The organism is Micromonospora sp. IBHARD003 (assembly GCF_056106285.1).
Window position 1 is genome coordinate 1536047 of the sequence record NZ_JBWBBX010000001.1, and the last position, 16225, is coordinate 1552271.

Annotated in this window: 16 protein-coding genes; 4 read left to right on the forward strand and 12 right to left on the reverse strand. The window is 72.2% G+C overall.

Translation table 11 applies throughout. The features are described from left to right. Positions 1-104: 104 nt before the first annotated feature. The 8 genes from ACTWOL_RS06780 to ACTWOL_RS06815 form a co-directional block, all read right to left on the reverse strand. Complete coding sequence (locus tag ACTWOL_RS06780) at positions 105-953, reverse strand: TrmH family RNA methyltransferase (RefSeq protein ID WP_474295350.1); 849 nt, start codon at positions 951-953, stop codon at positions 105-107. 271 nt (positions 954-1224) lie between these two features. Continuing rightward, complete coding sequence (rplT, locus tag ACTWOL_RS06785) at positions 1225-1617, reverse strand: 50S ribosomal protein L20 (protein ID WP_474295352.1); 393 nt, start codon at positions 1615-1617, stop codon at positions 1225-1227. Between the two features lie 105 nt (positions 1618-1722). Next, a complete protein-coding gene (rpmI, locus tag ACTWOL_RS06790) occupies positions 1723-1917 on the reverse strand; it encodes a 50S ribosomal protein L35 (protein ID WP_017945471.1) in 195 nt (64 codons plus the stop codon). 105 nt (positions 1918-2022) lie between these two features. Further along, positions 2023-2673: a translation initiation factor IF-3 gene (gene infC / locus ACTWOL_RS06795; RefSeq protein ID WP_474301102.1), complete on the reverse strand. Its 651-nt coding sequence runs from the start codon at positions 2671-2673 to the stop codon at positions 2023-2025. Positions 2674-3145: 472 nt separating this feature from the next. Next, positions 3146-3523 carry a DUF1844 domain-containing protein gene (locus tag ACTWOL_RS06800; RefSeq protein WP_474295354.1) on the reverse strand — a complete coding sequence of 126 codons (378 nt, stop codon included), beginning with the start codon at positions 3521-3523 and terminating at the stop codon, positions 3146-3148. 24 nt (positions 3524-3547) lie between these two features. After that, positions 3548-4279: an SseB family protein gene (locus tag ACTWOL_RS06805; RefSeq protein WP_474295357.1), complete on the reverse strand. Its 732-nt coding sequence runs from the start codon at positions 4277-4279 to the stop codon at positions 3548-3550. 91 nt (positions 4280-4370) lie between these two features. Next, a complete protein-coding gene (mycP, locus tag ACTWOL_RS06810) occupies positions 4371-5597 on the reverse strand; it encodes a type VII secretion-associated serine protease mycosin (protein WP_474295359.1) in 1227 nt (408 codons plus the stop codon). Beyond that, positions 5594-6601 carry a hypothetical protein gene (locus tag ACTWOL_RS06815; RefSeq protein ID WP_474295361.1) on the reverse strand — a complete coding sequence of 336 codons (1008 nt, stop codon included), beginning with the start codon at positions 6599-6601 and terminating at the stop codon, positions 5594-5596. The genes mycP and ACTWOL_RS06815 overlap by 4 nt, the downstream gene beginning before the upstream one ends. A gap of 650 nt (positions 6602-7251) precedes the next feature. Between ACTWOL_RS06815 and ACTWOL_RS06820 the strand changes: the two genes are divergently transcribed. Then, positions 7252-8454 (forward strand): amino acid deaminase/aldolase, encoded by a 1203-nt coding sequence (locus ACTWOL_RS06820; protein ID WP_474295363.1) that lies wholly within the window; start codon positions 7252-7254, stop codon positions 8452-8454. 20 nt (positions 8455-8474) lie between these two features. Here ACTWOL_RS06820 and ACTWOL_RS06825 read toward each other — a convergent pair whose 3' ends face one another. The 4 genes from ACTWOL_RS06825 to ACTWOL_RS06840 are packed head-to-tail and all read right to left on the reverse strand — an operon-like array spanning position 8475 to position 12966. Further along, positions 8475-9392 carry a DUF2510 domain-containing protein gene (locus ACTWOL_RS06825; protein ID WP_474301104.1) on the reverse strand — a complete coding sequence of 306 codons (918 nt, stop codon included), beginning with the start codon at positions 9390-9392 and terminating at the stop codon, positions 8475-8477. 34 nt (positions 9393-9426) lie between these two features. Continuing rightward, complete coding sequence (locus tag ACTWOL_RS06830) at positions 9427-10209, reverse strand: 3-oxoacyl-ACP reductase (protein ID WP_474295365.1); 783 nt, start codon at positions 10207-10209, stop codon at positions 9427-9429. A 4-nt stretch (positions 10210-10213) separates the two neighbouring features. After that, positions 10214-11584, reverse strand: coding sequence for an aldehyde dehydrogenase family protein (locus ACTWOL_RS06835; protein WP_474295366.1), 1371 nt, complete (start codon positions 11582-11584; stop codon positions 10214-10216). Between the two features lie 8 nt (positions 11585-11592). Then, positions 11593-12966 (reverse strand): glutamine synthetase family protein, encoded by a 1374-nt coding sequence (locus tag ACTWOL_RS06840; RefSeq protein ID WP_474295368.1) that lies wholly within the window; start codon positions 12964-12966, stop codon positions 11593-11595. A 78-nt stretch (positions 12967-13044) separates the two neighbouring features. On the opposite strand from ACTWOL_RS06840, the gene ACTWOL_RS06845 reads away from it, so the two are divergent. The 3 genes from ACTWOL_RS06845 (at position 13045) to ACTWOL_RS06855 (ending at position 16066) form a co-directional block, all read left to right on the forward strand. Continuing rightward, entirely contained in the window at positions 13045-13773 is a 729-nt protein-coding gene (locus ACTWOL_RS06845) for a FadR/GntR family transcriptional regulator (protein ID WP_474295370.1), read from the forward strand. A 137-nt stretch (positions 13774-13910) separates the two neighbouring features. Next, positions 13911-15359: an ethanolamine permease gene (gene eat, locus ACTWOL_RS06850; RefSeq protein ID WP_474295372.1), complete on the forward strand. Its 1449-nt coding sequence runs from the start codon at positions 13911-13913 to the stop codon at positions 15357-15359. A 29-nt stretch (positions 15360-15388) separates the two neighbouring features. Beyond that, positions 15389-16066 carry a gamma-glutamyl-gamma-aminobutyrate hydrolase family protein gene (locus ACTWOL_RS06855; RefSeq protein ID WP_474295374.1) on the forward strand — a complete coding sequence of 226 codons (678 nt, stop codon included), beginning with the start codon at positions 15389-15391 and terminating at the stop codon, positions 16064-16066. Positions 16067-16225: the final 159 nt, after the last annotated feature.

The following is a 16225-nucleotide window of genomic DNA, read 5'->3' on the forward strand; positions in this document are numbered from 1 at the left end:
CTCATCGCACCTCATCGGCCGGACAGGGCCTCGTCGGCGGCTGTACCCGTGTTCCGTACGGGTCCCCGGCGCGGCGGCACCGGCCGCCGGGCGGGACGGGCGGATCAGCTCGCCCGGCAGCCGCCGGGGGTGCGCTGGGCCCGTGCGGACGCGTAGAGGCAGACGGCGGCGGCGGTCGCGAGGTTGAGGCTCTCGGCCCTGCCGTGGATCGGCACGCGGACGACGGCATCCGCGAGCGCACGGGTCTCCTCGGGCAGCCCCCAGGCCTCGTTGCCGAAGATCCACGCGGTGGGCCCGCCCATCGTGCCGGCGTCGAGCTCGTCGTCCAGGTCGTCGTCCCCGGCTCCGTCGGCGGCGAGGATGCGCACCCCGGCGTCCTTCAGCCCGCTGACGGCCTGCTCGACGGGTACGCCGACGGCGACGGGCAGATGGAACAGGGAACCGACCGACGCCCGCACCGACTTGGGGTTGTAGAGGTCCACCGAGGCGTCGGTGAGCACGACCGCGTCGGCGCCCGCGGCGTCCGCACAGCGCAGCACGGTGCCGGCGTTCCCGGGGTCGCGTACGTGCGCGAGGACGGCGACGAGCCTGGGCCGGGCGGCGAGGATCTCATCGAACGGCGAGTCGAGGAACCGGCAGACGCCCACGAGCCCCTGCGGGGTGACGGTCTGCGAGACCTCGGCCAGCACGGTGTCGGCGGCGTAGTGGATCCGTGCCCCGGCCGCACGGGCGGCGTCCACGATGTCCCCGTACCGCTCCGCGGCTTCGACGGTGGTGAACAGCTCGGTCAGTGTCGGTTCACCGTCCCCGCCCCGGTGTGCCACCGCCTCCCGTACGGCCTGCGGTCCTTCGGCGATGAACCGGCGGTCCTTCGACCGGAAGTTCCGGCGGGCGAGCCGTCGGGCGGCGACGACGCGCGGGGATCGCGGGGAGATGAGCTCGAAGGTGCCCATGGGGGTGCACTCACTTCTTCTTGTGGCTGGCGCTCGGGTCTCTCGTGGCGCTCGGGGCGCACGGAGGGCTGTGTGCGGGGAGCGGGGGGCCGGGAGGCGCACGGGGTACCGGCCCGAGGCCCGGCCGTCTCCGGGCAGGTCATACGGTCCCGCGGCCGGGCACCTCCTGGTGCCGGCACGGCGCGGCCGAACCGCACCCCCGACGCACACGGACCCGCAGGCCAGGGGCCTGCGGGTCCGGGACGGTCCGGAGGGACGCGATGGGCGGCCGTCAGGCCGCGGACGCGGCCTTCGGGGCGTTGACGTCGCTCGGGAGCGCCTTCTGGGCGACCTCGACGAGCGCGGCGAACGCGCCGGCGTCGTTGACCGCGAGCTCGGCCAGGATCTTGCGGTCCACCTCGATGTTGGCGGCCTTCAGACCCTGGATGAAGCGGTTGTAGGTGATGCCGTTGGCGCGGGCAGCGGCGTTGATGCGCTGGATCCACAGCTGACGGAAGTCGCCCTTGCGCTTCTTGCGGTCGTTGTAGTTGTAGACGAGGGAGTGGGTGACCTGCTCCTTCGCCTTGCGGTACAGGCGGGAACGCTGACCGCGGTAGCCGCTGGCCTGCTCGAGGATCGCCCGGCGCTTCTTGTGGGCGTTGACTGCCCGCTTGACGCGTGCCACTTGTTAACTCCTTGTAGCGGGGCCGTGGTTGTCCTCACACGACCCGGAAACGAATGGGTCCCGGTCTTTGCCCGGAGGCCCCCGTCCGGGGGCACGAAATCAAGCTCAGATGCCCAGCATCTTCTTGATCTTGGCGGCGTCACCCGGGGCCATCTCGGCGTTGCCGGTGAGGCGACGCGTCAGCTTGGACGACTTGCGCTCGAGCAGGTGGCGCTTGCCGGCGCGCTCGCGGAGCACCTTGCCGGAGCCGGTGATCTTGAAGCGCTTCTTGGCACCGCTGTGCGTCTTGTTCTTCGGCATCGCGCCGTTCTCTCCTCGTCAGTGGCGCTCCCGCTGGCCGGTCCGCAAACCGGCAGGCGAAAGCGTCAGGTGTATCGGTTGATGTCCGGAACGGTTGCTCCGGAATCAGGCCTCGGCGGGCTCCTCGGCGGAGTCCTCGGCGGAGTCCTCGACAGAGTCCTCGACAGAGTCCTCGACGGAGTCCTCCGCGTGGGCGGACAGACCCTGGCGCTCCGCCTTGCGGGCGGCCTGCGCCTCGCGGGCCTCGGCCATCGCCTCGGTCTTCTTCTTGTGCGGACCGAGAACCATGATCATGTTCCGGCCGTCCTGCTTCGGGTTCGACTCGACGAAACCGAGGTCCTGGACGTCCTCCGCGAGCCGCTGCAGCAGTCGGTAGCCGAGCTCCGGCCTGGACTGCTCGCGACCACGGAACATGATCGTGATCTTGACCTTGTCGCCCTGCTTGAGGAACCGGACGACGTGACCCTTCTTGGTGTCGTAGTCGTGCGGGTCGATCTTCGGCCGGAGCTTCATCTCCTTGATGACCGTGTGCGCCTGGTTCTTGCGCGCCTCACGGGCCTTCATGGCCGACTCGTACTTGAACTTCCCGTAGTCCATGAGCTTGCACACAGGCGGACGGGCGTTCGCCGCGACCTCGACCAGGTCGAGGTCGTACTCCTGGGCAAGCTCCAGGGCCTTGGCAAGCGGAACAATCCCGACCTGCTCGCCGCTGGGACCGACAAGTCGCACCTCGGGAACGCGAATCCGGTCGTTGATGCGGGGCTCGGCGCTGATGGATCCTCCTCGGTAGCACCACGCGGCGGTCTGGCGGACAGCCACGCAACGTCTGTTTCGTAGACCAACCGCGCCGGTACATGAAAAATGCCCCGACGGGCACAGGCGGGGCTCCTGGAACTACCGGAACACCGCCGCGTCAGCCGCGGGGCGCTGGTTCGGACGGCTCCATCGTCCGTACGGAACGATGGACGCCGTCTGACCGGTGACCCGCCGCCCTGAAGGCGGTCGGGTGGGAGATCGGAGCCTCCACTTGTGGGTCGGGCACATGGGTGTCCGACCGGTCGTTACACGAGGTTAGCAGCTCCGGGCGGCGGGGGCGAACCGGGGCGTCTCCACGCGTGCTGCGCACGTGGGGCGCCTGCTGCGCGGACCGGGGGGCCACCCGCCCGTACGGGCACCCGCCACCGCCTCGCCCGGACGAGCGGCGGGACCGCCGTCCGGCGGAAAGGCGTCAGCCGAAGACCGGCCCGGTGTACTTCTCACCAGGGCCCTGGCCCGGCTCGTCGGGGACGAGCGACGCCTCTCGGAACGCCAGCTGGAGCGACTTCAGCCCGTCACGCAGCGGCGCGGCGTGGAAGGAGCTGATCTCCGTGACGCCCGCGTCGAGCAGTCCGGCCAGCGCGTGCACCAGCTTGCGTGCCTCGTCCAGGTCCTTGTGCTTCTCGCCGTCCTCGGTCAGACCGAGCTTGACCGCGGCGGCGCTCATCAGGTTCACCGCGACCGTGACGATCACCTCGACCGCGGGGACCTCCGCGATGTCGCGGGTCATGGCGTCGAAGTCGGGGGACTCGCCGCTCGGCGTCTCATTGCTGGGGGTCGCGTCACTCATGCGCCACACGATATGCGGTGTCCCCTACCGCCGTACGTAGAGGGGTTCCCCCGGAGGCACGGCGTCCGGATGCAGCACGGCCAGGTCGAGGCCGCGGACCAGACGGGCCCGCAGCGTCTCGTCGGCCGCGAGCGCCCGGGCGACGCGCTGGGCGGTCTCACCGGGAGCGGCGCCCGAAGCGGGCACCAGGGCGAGGGTGCCGTCGGCGCTGCCGGGACCGAGGTGGGCGCGGGCCACGCCGGGTTCGGCGGCGACCACCGTCCGCACGGCCTCCCGTACCGCCGGATCGGTCAGCGGATCGGTGCTGGTGCGGCCCTCCGCGAGGGCGAGCAGGGCACGGCCCGTGAGCGGATACGCCACCGGGCCTGCGACGTCCAGCAGGAGCGTGTCCGCCTTCTCGTGCACTGCGGCCGCGAGCGCCTGGTGCAGCGGCACGGCGACGGGCCGGGCGGCCGGATCCCACAGGGCCAGCGACGCCGTGGAGGTGAAAGCGGGCAGCGCCCGGCGCTCCCCCAGGGTCAGCGTCGGCACGGCCATGTCGCTGGTCTTCTCCCGGCGCAGCCCCTTCTCGTCCTCCTCGACCTCACCGAGCAGGGCGACGACGGGGACCAGCAGCCGGGCTCCCCTGAGCGCCTCGAGCACGGGCTGCTCGGCGCTTGTGTCCTCGGCCCAGGCGGCGAGCGCCGCGGTGAGGGCCGGGTCGGCGGAGCCGTCGTCGTCGGGGAATCCGGAGTCGGGGATGTTCTTGAGCGCCACGTGACGAGCCTAGTTCCTGGACGGCGGCCGTCATGACGCCGGGCCCCTGCTGCGACCGCACGGTGCACCTCCGCGCACCGTGCCGCCCGGCTCAGCCGCTGCGGCGGCCTCCGCGCCACAGGACGGTCGCACAGACCAGCAGCAGTGCACCGAGGCCGCCGGCGGCCGGTACGAGCAGGCCGCCCGGCTTGTCAGCCGCGGCCCGGGGCGCCGGCCCGGGGCCGAAGTAGCGGCTGTTGTAGCCCGGTGCGGCTGCGGCCTTCGGCCCGCCGGGGGTGAGCTTTCCACCCGCCTCGATGGCGGCCGCCGGGTCGGCGATGCCGTAGCCCTTGGCGTCGTCGCGACCGTCCTTGGGGCCGCTGCGCGCGGTGTCCGCGAGGAGCTTCTTGATCTGAGCGGGCGTCAGTCCGGGATGGGCGGACCGCACGAGCGCGACCGCTCCGGAGACGAACGCGGAGGCGGCGCTGGTGCCCCAGCCCTCGTAGTACTTGCGATCGGGATCGGCGATGACCACGTCCACACCGGGGGCGCTGACCGTGGCGTACCAGCGACGGGTGGAGAAGGCGGCGTGGGTGCCGAAGCGGTCGACGGCGGCGACGGCGACGACACCGGGGTAGGCCGCGGGGTACGAGATGTGGTCGCCCTTCTCGCCGCCGTTCCCGGCCGAGGCGACGACCACGGCGCCCTTGGCGAGGGCGTACTGGACGGCGGCGTCCTCCCTCTTGTCCGGGTGGGCCGACTCGCTGTCGTCGCCGAGCGAGAGGTTGATGACGTCGGCTCCCTGGTCGGCGGCCCAGCGGATGCCGTCGGCGAGCGCGGTGCCACGGGACTTGCGGGCCCGGACGCGCGCCGGATCGGTCCCTTCGAGGATCACCCGGACGGGCAGGATCTTCGCCTCGGGGGCGATGCCGAGTACGCCGTCCTCACGCCCGGGTCCATGGCCGTGCCCGGCGATGATGCCGGCCATGGCGGTCCCGTGCCGGGCCCATGCGCGATCGCCGCGGCGGGCCCCGAAGCCGATGAAGTCCTTGGTAGGGAGCACCTGGCCCGCGAGATCGGGATGGCTCTCGTCGACCCCGGTGTCGAGGACCGCGACGGTGATTCCCTTGCCCTTGGTGGTCTGCCACGCCTCGTCGGTGTGCAGGGCTTCGAGGGCCCACTGACGGGCTCTGATGGCGTCGGCGTGGGCGGGCGCCGCGGACACCAGAGCGAAGGCGAGGGCGGCGGCGAGGCCTCCGGTCAGCCGGCGGCCGTAGTGGTTCCGGGGGCGCGTACGGGCGGGGCGTGCGGCCGCGGACCTACGGTCTGCTGCGGTCATTCGGGCTGCTCCGGAGCCTTGGCGGCGAGGGCGCGCAGAGCGCGTTCTATGCCGTCCGCGATGCCATCGGCCTCGTGACCGAGGCCCGCCTGCGCCGGGGCTGATGTGGCACCGGCGACGATCGTCTCGCCCGCCGGGCGGGGATCCGCCACCGGGCGGCCGTCGGCGAAGCCGGATACGGCGTACACGATGACGGGTGCGTCGGTGAGCACGCGGATCCTCCAGCTGGCCCGCTGCCGGTCGCCGAAGCCCGCGGCGGCGGTGCCGGGGACGGCGTACGCCCGGGGCATCATGTCGGCGCGTTCGTCGAGGCTCTCGCGCGAGAACCGGGTGCGCAGGGTCGCCGTCACCTGGCGGTCCGCCTGGGTGAAGACCATGCCGACCGTGGTGACACCGCTGGCCGTGGCATCGGTGTAGGTGGCCCGCAGCACGCGCAGGCATCCGACCGGTCGCAGTGCCTTGACCAGCAAGGGGTCGAGGGCCGGGGCGCACGGGGCGTCGGGCGCCACGCCGACCCGTGTCCAGACGCGGTCCGCGCCCCCGGGCCCCGCGCCGGTGCCCCTGAGCGTGCGGGGAAAGAGCTCGTCGACGGGGACGCTGTGCCACAGGGAGCGCGCCTCGGCGTAGCCGTCCCGTGTCGCGGGGGCGCCCGCGGGTTCCCCGACGAGCCAGCTGCCGGCGGCGGCGCCTGCGGCGAGCCCCAGCCCGAGCACGACACAGACGACGGCCGCCGCGGTACGGGCCCGGCGGCGGGGGCGAATGGGCCGCAGCCGCGTGGTGACTTCCGCGGGCGTCTCGGGGCGGAAGCCGGGGTACGGCTGGTATGGCTCGCCGTATGGGGCCGCGGCGGCGCCCTGCGGTGGGCCGCCTATGGGCATCCCCTGCCAGAGCGGCCGGTCGGCCGCGCGGGGGCGCGGAGGGACCGCGACGCCGCCGTCGGGCACGGCGAGGGGCGCGGCACGGCCGAATCCCGTGGCCGGTGATGCGCCCGGCGCCCCGGACACAGCCGTGACCCCGTCGGGTACGGCTGCGGCGCCGGCCGGGGAAGGCCCGGGTACACGGCCCGTGGCACCCGGGGGTCGGGTCGGCTGCGGCGGCACTGCCCCGCCCCCGCCCATCGGCGGCCGGGAAGGGCGCGGCGGAACGGCTCCTGACGGGCGCGGGCGCACCGGTGGGAGGGTCTCAGCCGTTTCCGCGGGTTCAGCGGTACCGGCCCGCCCGGCCGCCATCGCGGCCTCGGTGGTCCCGGTGTTTCCGTCGGTGTCCGCGGGCTCAGCGGTCCCGGCGGGCTCGGTCGCCTTCGCGGGCGGAGGCGGAGTGGCCGGCTGCCGCGGGGACGGAGACGGTGTCGAGTCCGTGATCGGGCGCAATCGCGTCGTGGTCTCGGCAGGAGCCGGCGGGGGGACCGCGCCAGGCCGGGGCGGAAGGAGAACTTCCGTGATACGGGAAGAGCGTGGTGCCTCGGTGCTCATCCGCCCCCGTCTCCTTCATGCCGTAGCGCCGGCGGATCGCCTTTCGGGCAGGCCCGTTCGTCACCGCGTGAGCGTCACTCTACGGGTTGGACGAGGCGGTCCGGGTACAGGATTGTCGGCACGGGGCATCTGCCCAGAACGTCCCTCTACCCCTGGGTAATCGGGTCTGGCAAGCTCGGGCCATGATTCCCCGAGCCGCCGACAGGGCCCGGTACGACCGGGCCACGGCCCACCTCGACGCCCCGCTTGCCCTCGTCGATCTCGACGCCTTCGACGCGAATGCGGCGGACCTGGTCCGCCGGGCGGGCGGGAAGCCGGTCAGGGTGGCGAGCAAGTCCGTCCGCTGCCGGGCGCTCCTGGAGCGCGTACTGGCGAAGGACGGGTTCGCCGGGATCATGTCGTTCACCCTGGCCGAGTCGCTCTGGCTGGCGCGGGCGGGCTTCGGCGATGTGCTGCTCGCCTATCCCTCCGCCGACCGCGCCGGGTTCGCCGAGCTTGCCGGGGACCCCAAGCTCGCCGCCGCCGTGACGGTGATGGTCGACGATCCGGCGCAGCTGGAGCTGATCGACCGCTCACGTGACGGCGGCCGGGAGGAGATCCGGGTCTGTCTGGAGCTGGACACGGCGCTTCAACTGCTGGGCGGGCGCATCCGGTTCGGGGCGCGCCGCTCGCCGCTGCGTGAGCCGGCCCAACTGGCGGCGCTGGCGCGGGCCGTCGTCCGCCGCCCCGGCTTCCGGCTGGTGGGGCTGATGGCCTACGAGGGGCATGTGGCCGGTGTGGGGGACGCGGTGGCGGGCAGTCCGCTGCGTTCGCGGATGGTCCGGCTGATGCAGTCCGCGGCGCGGCGCGAGCTGGCGGAGCGCAGGGCGGCCGTGGTGGCGGCGGTCCGGGCCGAGGCCCCGGACCTGGAGTTCGTGAACGGCGGCGGCACGGGCAGTGTGCAGCACACCGCGGCCGAGGACGCGGTCACCGAGATCGCGGCCGGGTCGGGGCTCTATGTGCCGCGGCTGTTCGACAACTACACATCCTTCAGCGGCCGTCCCGCCGCGCTGTTCGCGCAGCCGGTGGTCCGCCGGCCCGGGGTGGGTGTGGTGACGGTGCTCGGCGGCGGCTATCCGGCGTCCGGTGCGGCGGGGCAGGACCGGTTGCCGGTTCCGTATCTGCCGGAGGGCCTGCGGTACGACCCGCTGGAGGGCCCGGGCGAGGTCCAGACGCCGCTGCTGGGCAGCGCCGCCGACGATCTGCTGATCGGCGACAAGGTGTGGTTCCGGCATGCGAAGGCCGGGGAGCTGTGCGAACGCTTCGACGAGCTGAGGCTGGTGGAGGGCGACCGGGTGGTGGCGTCCGTACCGACGTACCGGGGCGAGGGGCGCACCTTCCTCTGACCGCGCCCGGGGCTCGGGTCCTACGGGCCGATCGTCGAGCCGACCCCGCCGCTGACATCGCCGATCGGCCGGATGCCCTTGACGATCCGGTCCATTTCCGTGAGCGGTGGTCCGTCCGCTCCCGCGTCGAAGGCGAACCGGACGATGACGAGTGCCTCGGACCCGACCGGTGAGGGGAAGACCAGCGACTGGACGTAGCCGCCCGGTCCGGCGCCGGTGGTCACGCGCCAGCGGACCAGGTGACCCGTGCGTCCGGCGACCGCCACCGATCGCGAGGCGATCTGCCGGTGGCTCTTGATGCCGCCGTGGCGCCGGCGTTCGGAGCCCTCCTTCTCGTACGCCTCCTCGGCGGCGGCGGAGATGTCCCGCGCGGCGAGCCGTGCGGGCGAGGTCTCGTCGGTGCCGGTCGCCGTACGGGACGACACCCTGCCGTGGTCGCAGAAGCCGCCGTCGTCGCCGGGGCACCGGTAGGCGTCCTCGGTGACCATGGTGAGCCCCTCGTCGGCGAGGGAATCGGACCTTTCCCAGCCGTCCGGTATCGGCAGGGTGATGCCGTTGAGCTGGTCGACGAGAACGGTGGGATCACCGGACGGTGCGGCACTGGGGCCGTCCGCGGAATCGCTCGCCGCCGGCTCCGCGGCGGAGGCGGAGGACGTCGTGGACGCACCGCGCCGTGGGGTGGTGTCGCCGCCGCCGAGCACTACGGCCGCGGTGACGGCCGCTCCGGCGAGTACCGCTCCCGCGGCGAGGAACACGACCGTCCGGCCCCGGCGCCCGCCGCCGGTCGTGACGGTCCGGCCCGGCTGCCCGTCGCCGGTCGCAGGGATCTGCGGACCGGCGGCGGACGGCCGGGTGTGCCCGGACCAGGTGGCGCCGTCCCACCAGCGTTCGACGGCAGGGTTGCCCGGGTCCGGGTACCACCCCGGCGGAGTCGTCATGCTCACGCCGTCACCCTACAGAGGGGGTGCCTCACTACAGCGGGGTGACGTACGCCCCCGAGATACCGCCGTCGACCAGGAAGTCCGTCGCGTTCACGAACGACGAGTCGTCGCTCGCGAGGAACGCCACGGCCGCCGCGATCTCCTCGGCGTCCGCGAAGCGGCCGACGGGGATGTGAACGAGCCTGCGCGCGGCCCGCTCCGGGTCCTTGGCGAACAGCTCCTGCAGCAGCGGGGTGTTGACGGGCCCCGGGCAGAGCGCGTTGACCCGGATGCCTTCGCGGGCGAACTGCACTCCCAGTTCGCGCGACATCGCCAGCACACCGCCCTTGGACGCCGTGTACGAGATCTGGGAGGTCGCCGCACCCATCCGCGCCACGAAGGAGGCGGTGTTGATGATGGAGCCCTTGCCCTGGCGCTGCATATAGGGGATGGCGGCCTTGCAGCACAGGTACACGGACGTCAGGTTGACCTCCTGGACCCGCTTCCAGGCCTCCAGGCCGGTCTCCAGGATCGAGTCGTCGTCGGGCGGCGAGATGCCCGCGTTGTTGAAGGCGATGTCGACACTGCCGTAGGTGTCGAAAGCCGTCCTGAAGAGGGCCTCGACCTCCTCGGCGTCGGTGACGTCGACCTTCACGTACGTACCGCCGACCTCCTCGGCCGCGGCCTTGCCCGCGATCTCGTCGATGTCGCCGCAGACCACGTTCGCGCCCTCGGAGGCGAGACGTCGTGCGGTGGCGAGGCCGATTCCGCTGCCGGCGCCGGTGATGACTGCGGTGCGGCCGACGAGGCGGCGGCACACAGAAGTGTCGGTCATGGGTTCAGGCCTCCGTGCTGATGAAGACGTTCTTGGTCTCGGTGAAAGCGGTGAGGGCGTCAGGGCCGAGTTCACGGCCGAGGCCGGACTGCTTGTAGCCGCCGAACGGGGTCCAGTAGCGGACGCTGGAGTGGGAGTTGACGGACAGGTTGCCGGCCGCGACCGCTCCGGAGACGCGCAGCGCACGGCCGACGTCCCGGGTCCAGATGGAGCCGGAGAGACCGTAGTCGGTGGCGTTGGCGAGGCGTACGGCGTCGTCCTCGTCATCGAACGGGAGGACGACGGCGACCGGGCCGAAGACCTCCTCGACCGCGGCGGGTGCGTCGGGCGCGAGACCGGTCAGGACGGTCGGCGGGAACCAGAAGCCGGGGCCTGCCGGAGAGGAGCCGCGGATGCCCGGAGAGTCGTCGGGGACGTACGAACGCACCCGTTCCAGCTGGGTCTTGGAGATCAGCGGACCCATCTGGGTCCTCTCGTCCGCGGGGTCGCCGACGACGACGGACTCGATCGCCGGGGCCAGCAGTTCGACGAACCGGTCGTACACCGAGGACTGGACGAGGATGCGGGTGCGGGCGCAGCAGTCCTGGCCGCTGTTGTCGAGGAAGGCCATGGGGGCGGCGGCCGCCGCCGCCTCGACGTCCGCGTCGGCGAAGACGATGTTGGGGCTCTTGCCGCCGAGTTCGAGGGTCACCCGCTTCACCCGGTCCGCGCAGAGCCCCATGATCTGCTTGCCGATCCGCGTCGACCCGGTGAAGACGATCTTCGCGACACCGGGGTGGCGCACGAGCGCGTCTCCCGCGATGTCACCGCGGCCCGGCAGCACCTGGAAGAGGTACTCGGGAAGGCCTGCTTCCAGGGCGAGTTCGGCGAGCCGGAGCGCGGTCAGCGGAGTGGTCTCGGCCGGTTTGAGGATGACGGCGTTGCCCGCGGCGAGCGCCGGGGCCATGCCCCAGCCGGCGATCGGCATGGGGAAGTTCCACGGGGCGATGACACCGACGACGCCGAGGGGTTCGAGGATCGTGAGGTCGATCCCGCCGGGCACGGGGATCTGGCGGCCGGTGAGCCGCTCCACTCCCCCGGCCGCGTAGTCGAGGAGGTCACGGACGTTTCCGGCCTCCCAGCGGGCATTGCCGATGGTGTGGCCTGCCTCGCGGACCTCCAGCCGGGCCAGTTCCTCGACGTGGTCGTCGACGACGGCGGCGAAGCGGCGCAGCAGCCGGGCCCGGTCGGCGGGGGCCGCGGCCGCCCAGGCGCGCTGGGCCCGGGCGGCCCGGGTGACGGCCGTGTCGACGTCCTCCCCGACGGCGCCGGGGACGGTGGCGATGACCTCCTCGGTGGCCGGGTTCAGCACATCGAGTTCGTACGGTTGCGACAAGTGATGCCTCACATGCGTTCGAAGGAGCGGCGAAGCTCCCAGTCGGTCACCGCGGCGTCGAAGGCTGCGAGCTCGACCCGCGCCATGTTGCGGTAGTGGGCGACGACCTCGTCCCCGAAGGCGGCCTTGGCGATGGGGCTGTTCTCCCAGAGCTCGGCGGCCTCGCGGAGGGTGGTCGGTACGTGCTCGTAGTCGGCCGTGTAGGCGTTGCCCGCGCAGACCTCGGGGAGCTCCAGCTCGTGCTCGATGCCGTAGAGGCCGGCCGCGACCATGCCGGCGACGGCGAGGTACGGGTTGACGTCACCACCGGGGACCCGGTTCTCGAACCGCGTGGAGCGGCCGTGCCCGACGACGCGCAGGGCACAGGTGCGGTTGTCGTGGCCCCAGGCCACGGCGGTGGGGGCGAACGAGCCGGGCTGGAAGCGCTTGTAGGAGTTGATGTTCGGCGCGTACAGCAGGGTGAAGTCGCGCATCGCGACGAGCTGGCCCGCCAGGAAGTGCCGCATGATCCGCGACATTCCGTGCTCGTGACCGTGCCCCTCCCCCGCCATCACATTGCGTCCGTCCGCGTCCTGCAGGGACAGATGGATGTGGCAGGAGTTGCCCTCGCGCTCGTTGTACTTCGCCATGAAGGTGAGCGAGACACCCTCCTGCGCGGCGATCTCCTTGGAACCGGTCTTGTAGATCGCGTGCTGGTCGCAGGTGACGAGGGCCTCGTCGTAGCGGAAGGCGATCTCGTGCTGGCCGGGGTTGCATTCGCCCTTGGCGGACTCGACGGTCAGTCCGGCCGCGGCCATCTCGTTGCGGATGCGCCGCAGCAGGGGCTCGATCCGGCCGGTGCCGAGCACCGAGTAGTCGATGTTGTACTGGTTGGCGGGGGTCAGGCCCCGGTAGTTCGCGTCCCAGGCCTGCTCGTAGGTGTCCTTGAAGACGATGAACTCCAGCTCGGTGCCGACGTGCGCGGTGTAACCGAGTGCGGCGAGCCTCTCCAGCTGGTGGCGCAGGATCTGGCGCGGAGCGGCCACGACCGGGGCGCCGTCGGTCCAGGCGAGGTCGGCCATGAGCAGGGCCGTGCCCTCGTTCCAGGGTGCGCGACGCAGGGTGGTGAGGTCGGGGTGCATGGCGAAGTCGCCGTAGCCGCGGTCCCAGGAGGACATCTCGTAGCCGTCCACCGTGTTCATCTCGGTGTCGACGGCGAGGAGGTAGTTGCAGCCTTCGGTGCCGTGTCCCAGGACCTCGTCGAGGAAGAAGGACGCGGCGAACCGCTTTCCCTGCAGCCGCCCCTGCATATCGGGGAAGGCCAGGACTACGGTGTCGATCTCACCGCTCGCGACGAGGGCTTCGAGCTCCTCGACGGACAGCGGGGGTGTGCGGTCTGCCACGGGATGCGCCTCCTAAGGTCAGCCGGGAAGCCATAAGGTATGTCCGAAGACCTTTGCTTGGGAAGGGGGAATCGCGAGGTGGGCGAGAAGAGCGAGTCGACGGACCGGCTGACATCCGTGCTGCGGCCGGTGCGCGGGGGAAACGGCTTCGAGGAGGCACTGGAGCAGATCCTCCAGGTGGTGCGGCTCGGACTGGTGCCGGGGGGCGAGCGGCTGCCCGCCGAGCGGGAGCTGGCCGACCGGATGGGCATCAGCCGGGTCACCCTCCGCGAGGTGCTCAAGGTCCTCCAGGAGGAGGGCCTCGTCGAGAGCCGCCGGGGCCGCTACGGTGGAACGTTCGTGCGGCAGCGGCGGCACACCGCGGACGAGGACGAGCTGCGCCGTCGCGTCGCCGCGGTCGACCTGGAGGACACCCTGCGCTTCCGCGAGGTGCTCGAAGTGGGCGCGGCCGGGCTCTGCGCGGCGCACGGGCTCTCCGCCGAGGGCACCGAGCGGCTGGCCACGGCCCTGACGGCGACGCACGACGCCACACTGGACGACTACCGGCGGTGCGACACACTGCTGCACCTCACCCTCGCCGAGCTGTCCGGGTCGCCCACGCTGACCAAGCAGTACGCGGCGGTACGGGCGACCGTGAACGACCTCCTGGACTGCATCCCGCTGCTCGTACGCAATCTCGAGCACTCCCAGCAGCAGCACGTCGCGCTGGTGGAGGCGGTGCTGGAGGGGGACGCCGACGCGGCACGCGAGGTGATGCGCGAGCACTGCGACGGCACGGCCGCGCTGCTGCGCGGATTCCTCGCCTGACGGGCTCGCCCGGCCGGCTCCGGCCGCCCGCGCACGGGGGCGGCGTAACCCGAACGTAACGCAGGGGTCTTGCGTTTCCCCGAGTCCAACGCAAAGGTATGGCGTCATTCCATTGGGCCCTACGCGGGAGCTCTACCATGACGCTCGAAGACACCACAGGGAGCAAGACCCCACCGTCGGACGACGACTACCTCCAGCGCCGGACCCTCCGGCGCGGCAGCGCGGGCTGGCTGCTGCTGACCGGACTCGGCGTGGCCTACGTCGTCTCCGGCGACTTCTCCGGCTGGAACATAGGACTGTCCAAGGGCGGCTTCGGCGGCCTCGCCGTGGCGACCGTGCTGATGGGGCTGATGTACGCCTGCCTCGTCTTCGCGCTGGCCGAACTCTCCGCGATCCTGCCGACGGCGGGCGGCGGCTACGGCTTCGCCCGCCGCGCACTCGGCACCTGGGGCGGCTTCCTCACCGGCACGGCGATCCTCATCGAGTACGTCCTCGCACCCGCCGCCATCGCCATCTTCATCGGCGACTACGTCGAGTCACTCGGACTCTTCGGCCTGGAATCGGGCTGGCCGGTGTACCTCGCCTGCTTCGTGATCTTCATCGGGATCCATCTGTGGGGCGTGGGTGAGGCGCTGCGCTTCAGCCTGATCGTCACGGCGATCGCGGTCGCGGCCCTGCTGATCTTCGCCGTCGGCGCGTTCACCGACTTCCATGTGAGCGGGCTCGACGACATCCCGGTCGACAAGGACGCGGTCGGCTCCAGTTCCTGGCTCCCGTTCGGCCTGCTCGGGATCTGGGCGGCGTTCCCCTTCGGCATGTGGTTCTTCCTCGGCGTCGAAGGTGTTCCGCTCGCCGCCGAGGAGGCGAAGGACCCGGTCCGCTCCATGCCCAAGGCGCTCGCCCTGTCGATGTCGATCCTGGCCCTGCTCGCCCTGATCACCTTCTTCGCCGCGACGGGAGCACAGGGCTCGGCGGCGATCCAGGAAGCCGGCAATCCCCTGGTGGTGGCACTGCAGGGGGACGGTGACCCCACCGCGCTGAGCCGCTTCGTGAACTACGCGGGTCTCGCCGGTCTCGTCGCCTCGTTCTTCTCGCTCATCTACGCCGGGTCCCGCCAGCTCTTCGCCCTGTCCCGGGCCGGCTACCTGCCCCGCTTCCTGTCCCTGACCAGCAGCCGCAAATCCCCGTACCTGGGCCTGCTCATCCCCGGCGCGATCGGCTTCGCCCTGGCCGCCGGGACCGGCGACGGGGCCCGCATGCTGAACATCGCCGTCTTCGGCGCGACGATCTCGTACGCGCTGATGGCGCTGTCCCACATCGTGCTGCGGCGGCGCGAGCCGGAACTGCACCGGCCCTACCGCACGCCCGGTGGTGTGCTGACCTCGTCCGTGGCGTTCGTCCTCGCGCTGTCGGCGCTGGTCGCGACGTTCCTGGTGGACAAGGACGCGGCGTTCATCGCGCTCGCGGTCTACGGCGTCGCACTCGCCTACTTCGCCTTCTACAGTCGGCACCGTCTGGTCGCCCGGGCCCCGGAGGAGGAGTTCGCGGCGCTCGCCGCGGCCGAGGCAGAGCTCGAACGCGACTGACATCATCGAGGGACAGGAGGAATCTCACCGTGACCCAGCCGCTCATCGGCGTCAGCACCTACCTGGACACCGCCTCGTGGGGCGTGTGGCAGCTGCCGGCCGCGCTGCTGCCCGAAGGCTATCCACGCCTCGTCCAGGCGGCGGGAGGCATCGCCGCGATGCTCCCGCCGGACGATCCGGGGCGCGCGGCGCGCACGGTGGCCAGGCTGGACGGGCTGGTCGTGGCGGGCGGGCCCGATGTCGAGCCCGTCCGGTACGGCGCGGCCCCCCACGCCCGGACGGGCCCGCCGGCCCGGGAACGGGACGCCTGGGAGCTCGCGCTGATCGACGCGGCGCTGGAGTCGGGGACGCCGCTGCTCGGGATCTGCCGGGGCATGCAGCTGCTGAACGTCGCGCTGGGCGGAACGCTCGTCCAGCACATCGACGGCCATGTGGAGGCGGTCGGCGTCTTCGGCCACCACCCGGTGACCCCGGTGGCCGGCACCAGGTACGCGTCGCTGGTGCCGGAGGTCTCATCGGTGCCCACGTACCACCACCAGTCGGTCGACCGCCTGGGCACCGGCCTCCTGGCCTCGGCCCACGCGGAGGACGGCACGGTGGAGGCGGTCGAACTGCCGGGGGCGGCATGGGTGCTGGGGGTGCAGTGGCACCCGGAGATGGGTGAGGACACGCGGGTGATGTCGGGGCTGGTGACGGCGACGGGGTAGCCTCCGGCGGGTGTCTCTGGCGGTGCGGGTGCGGTTGCCTCTGGCGGTGCGGTGGTGCGGGTACCTCTGCGGGGTGGGCGGTACCGGGTTGGCGCCCGGTGTGTCCGTCCTCAATCGCCGGACGGGCTGGGGTGTGTGGGCTTGCCCTGGGCGTTGTCG

Coding starts and splice junctions, on each gene's coding strand:
- ACTWOL_RS06780 (WP_474295350.1), bottom strand. CDS start 953: ATGGGCACCTTCGAGCTCATCTCCCCGCGATCCCCGCGCGTCGTCGCC.
- rpmI (WP_017945471.1), bottom strand. CDS start 1,917: ATGCCGAAGAACAAGACGCACAGCGGTGCCAAGAAGCGCTTCAAGATC.
- ACTWOL_RS06800 (WP_474295354.1), bottom strand. CDS start 3,523: ATGAGTGACGCGACCCCCAGCAATGAGACGCCGAGCGGCGAGTCCCCC.
- mycP (WP_474295359.1), bottom strand. CDS start 5,597: ATGACCGCAGCAGACCGTAGGTCCGCGGCCGCACGCCCCGCCCGTACG.
- ACTWOL_RS06820 (WP_474295363.1), top strand. CDS start 7,252: ATGATTCCCCGAGCCGCCGACAGGGCCCGGTACGACCGGGCCACGGCC.
- ACTWOL_RS06825 (WP_474301104.1), bottom strand. CDS start 9,392: ATGACGACTCCGCCGGGGTGGTACCCGGACCCGGGCAACCCTGCCGTC.
- ACTWOL_RS06830 (WP_474295365.1), bottom strand. CDS start 10,209: ATGACCGACACTTCTGTGTGCCGCCGCCTCGTCGGCCGCACCGCAGTC.
- eat (WP_474295372.1), top strand. CDS start 13,911: ATGACGCTCGAAGACACCACAGGGAGCAAGACCCCACCGTCGGACGAC.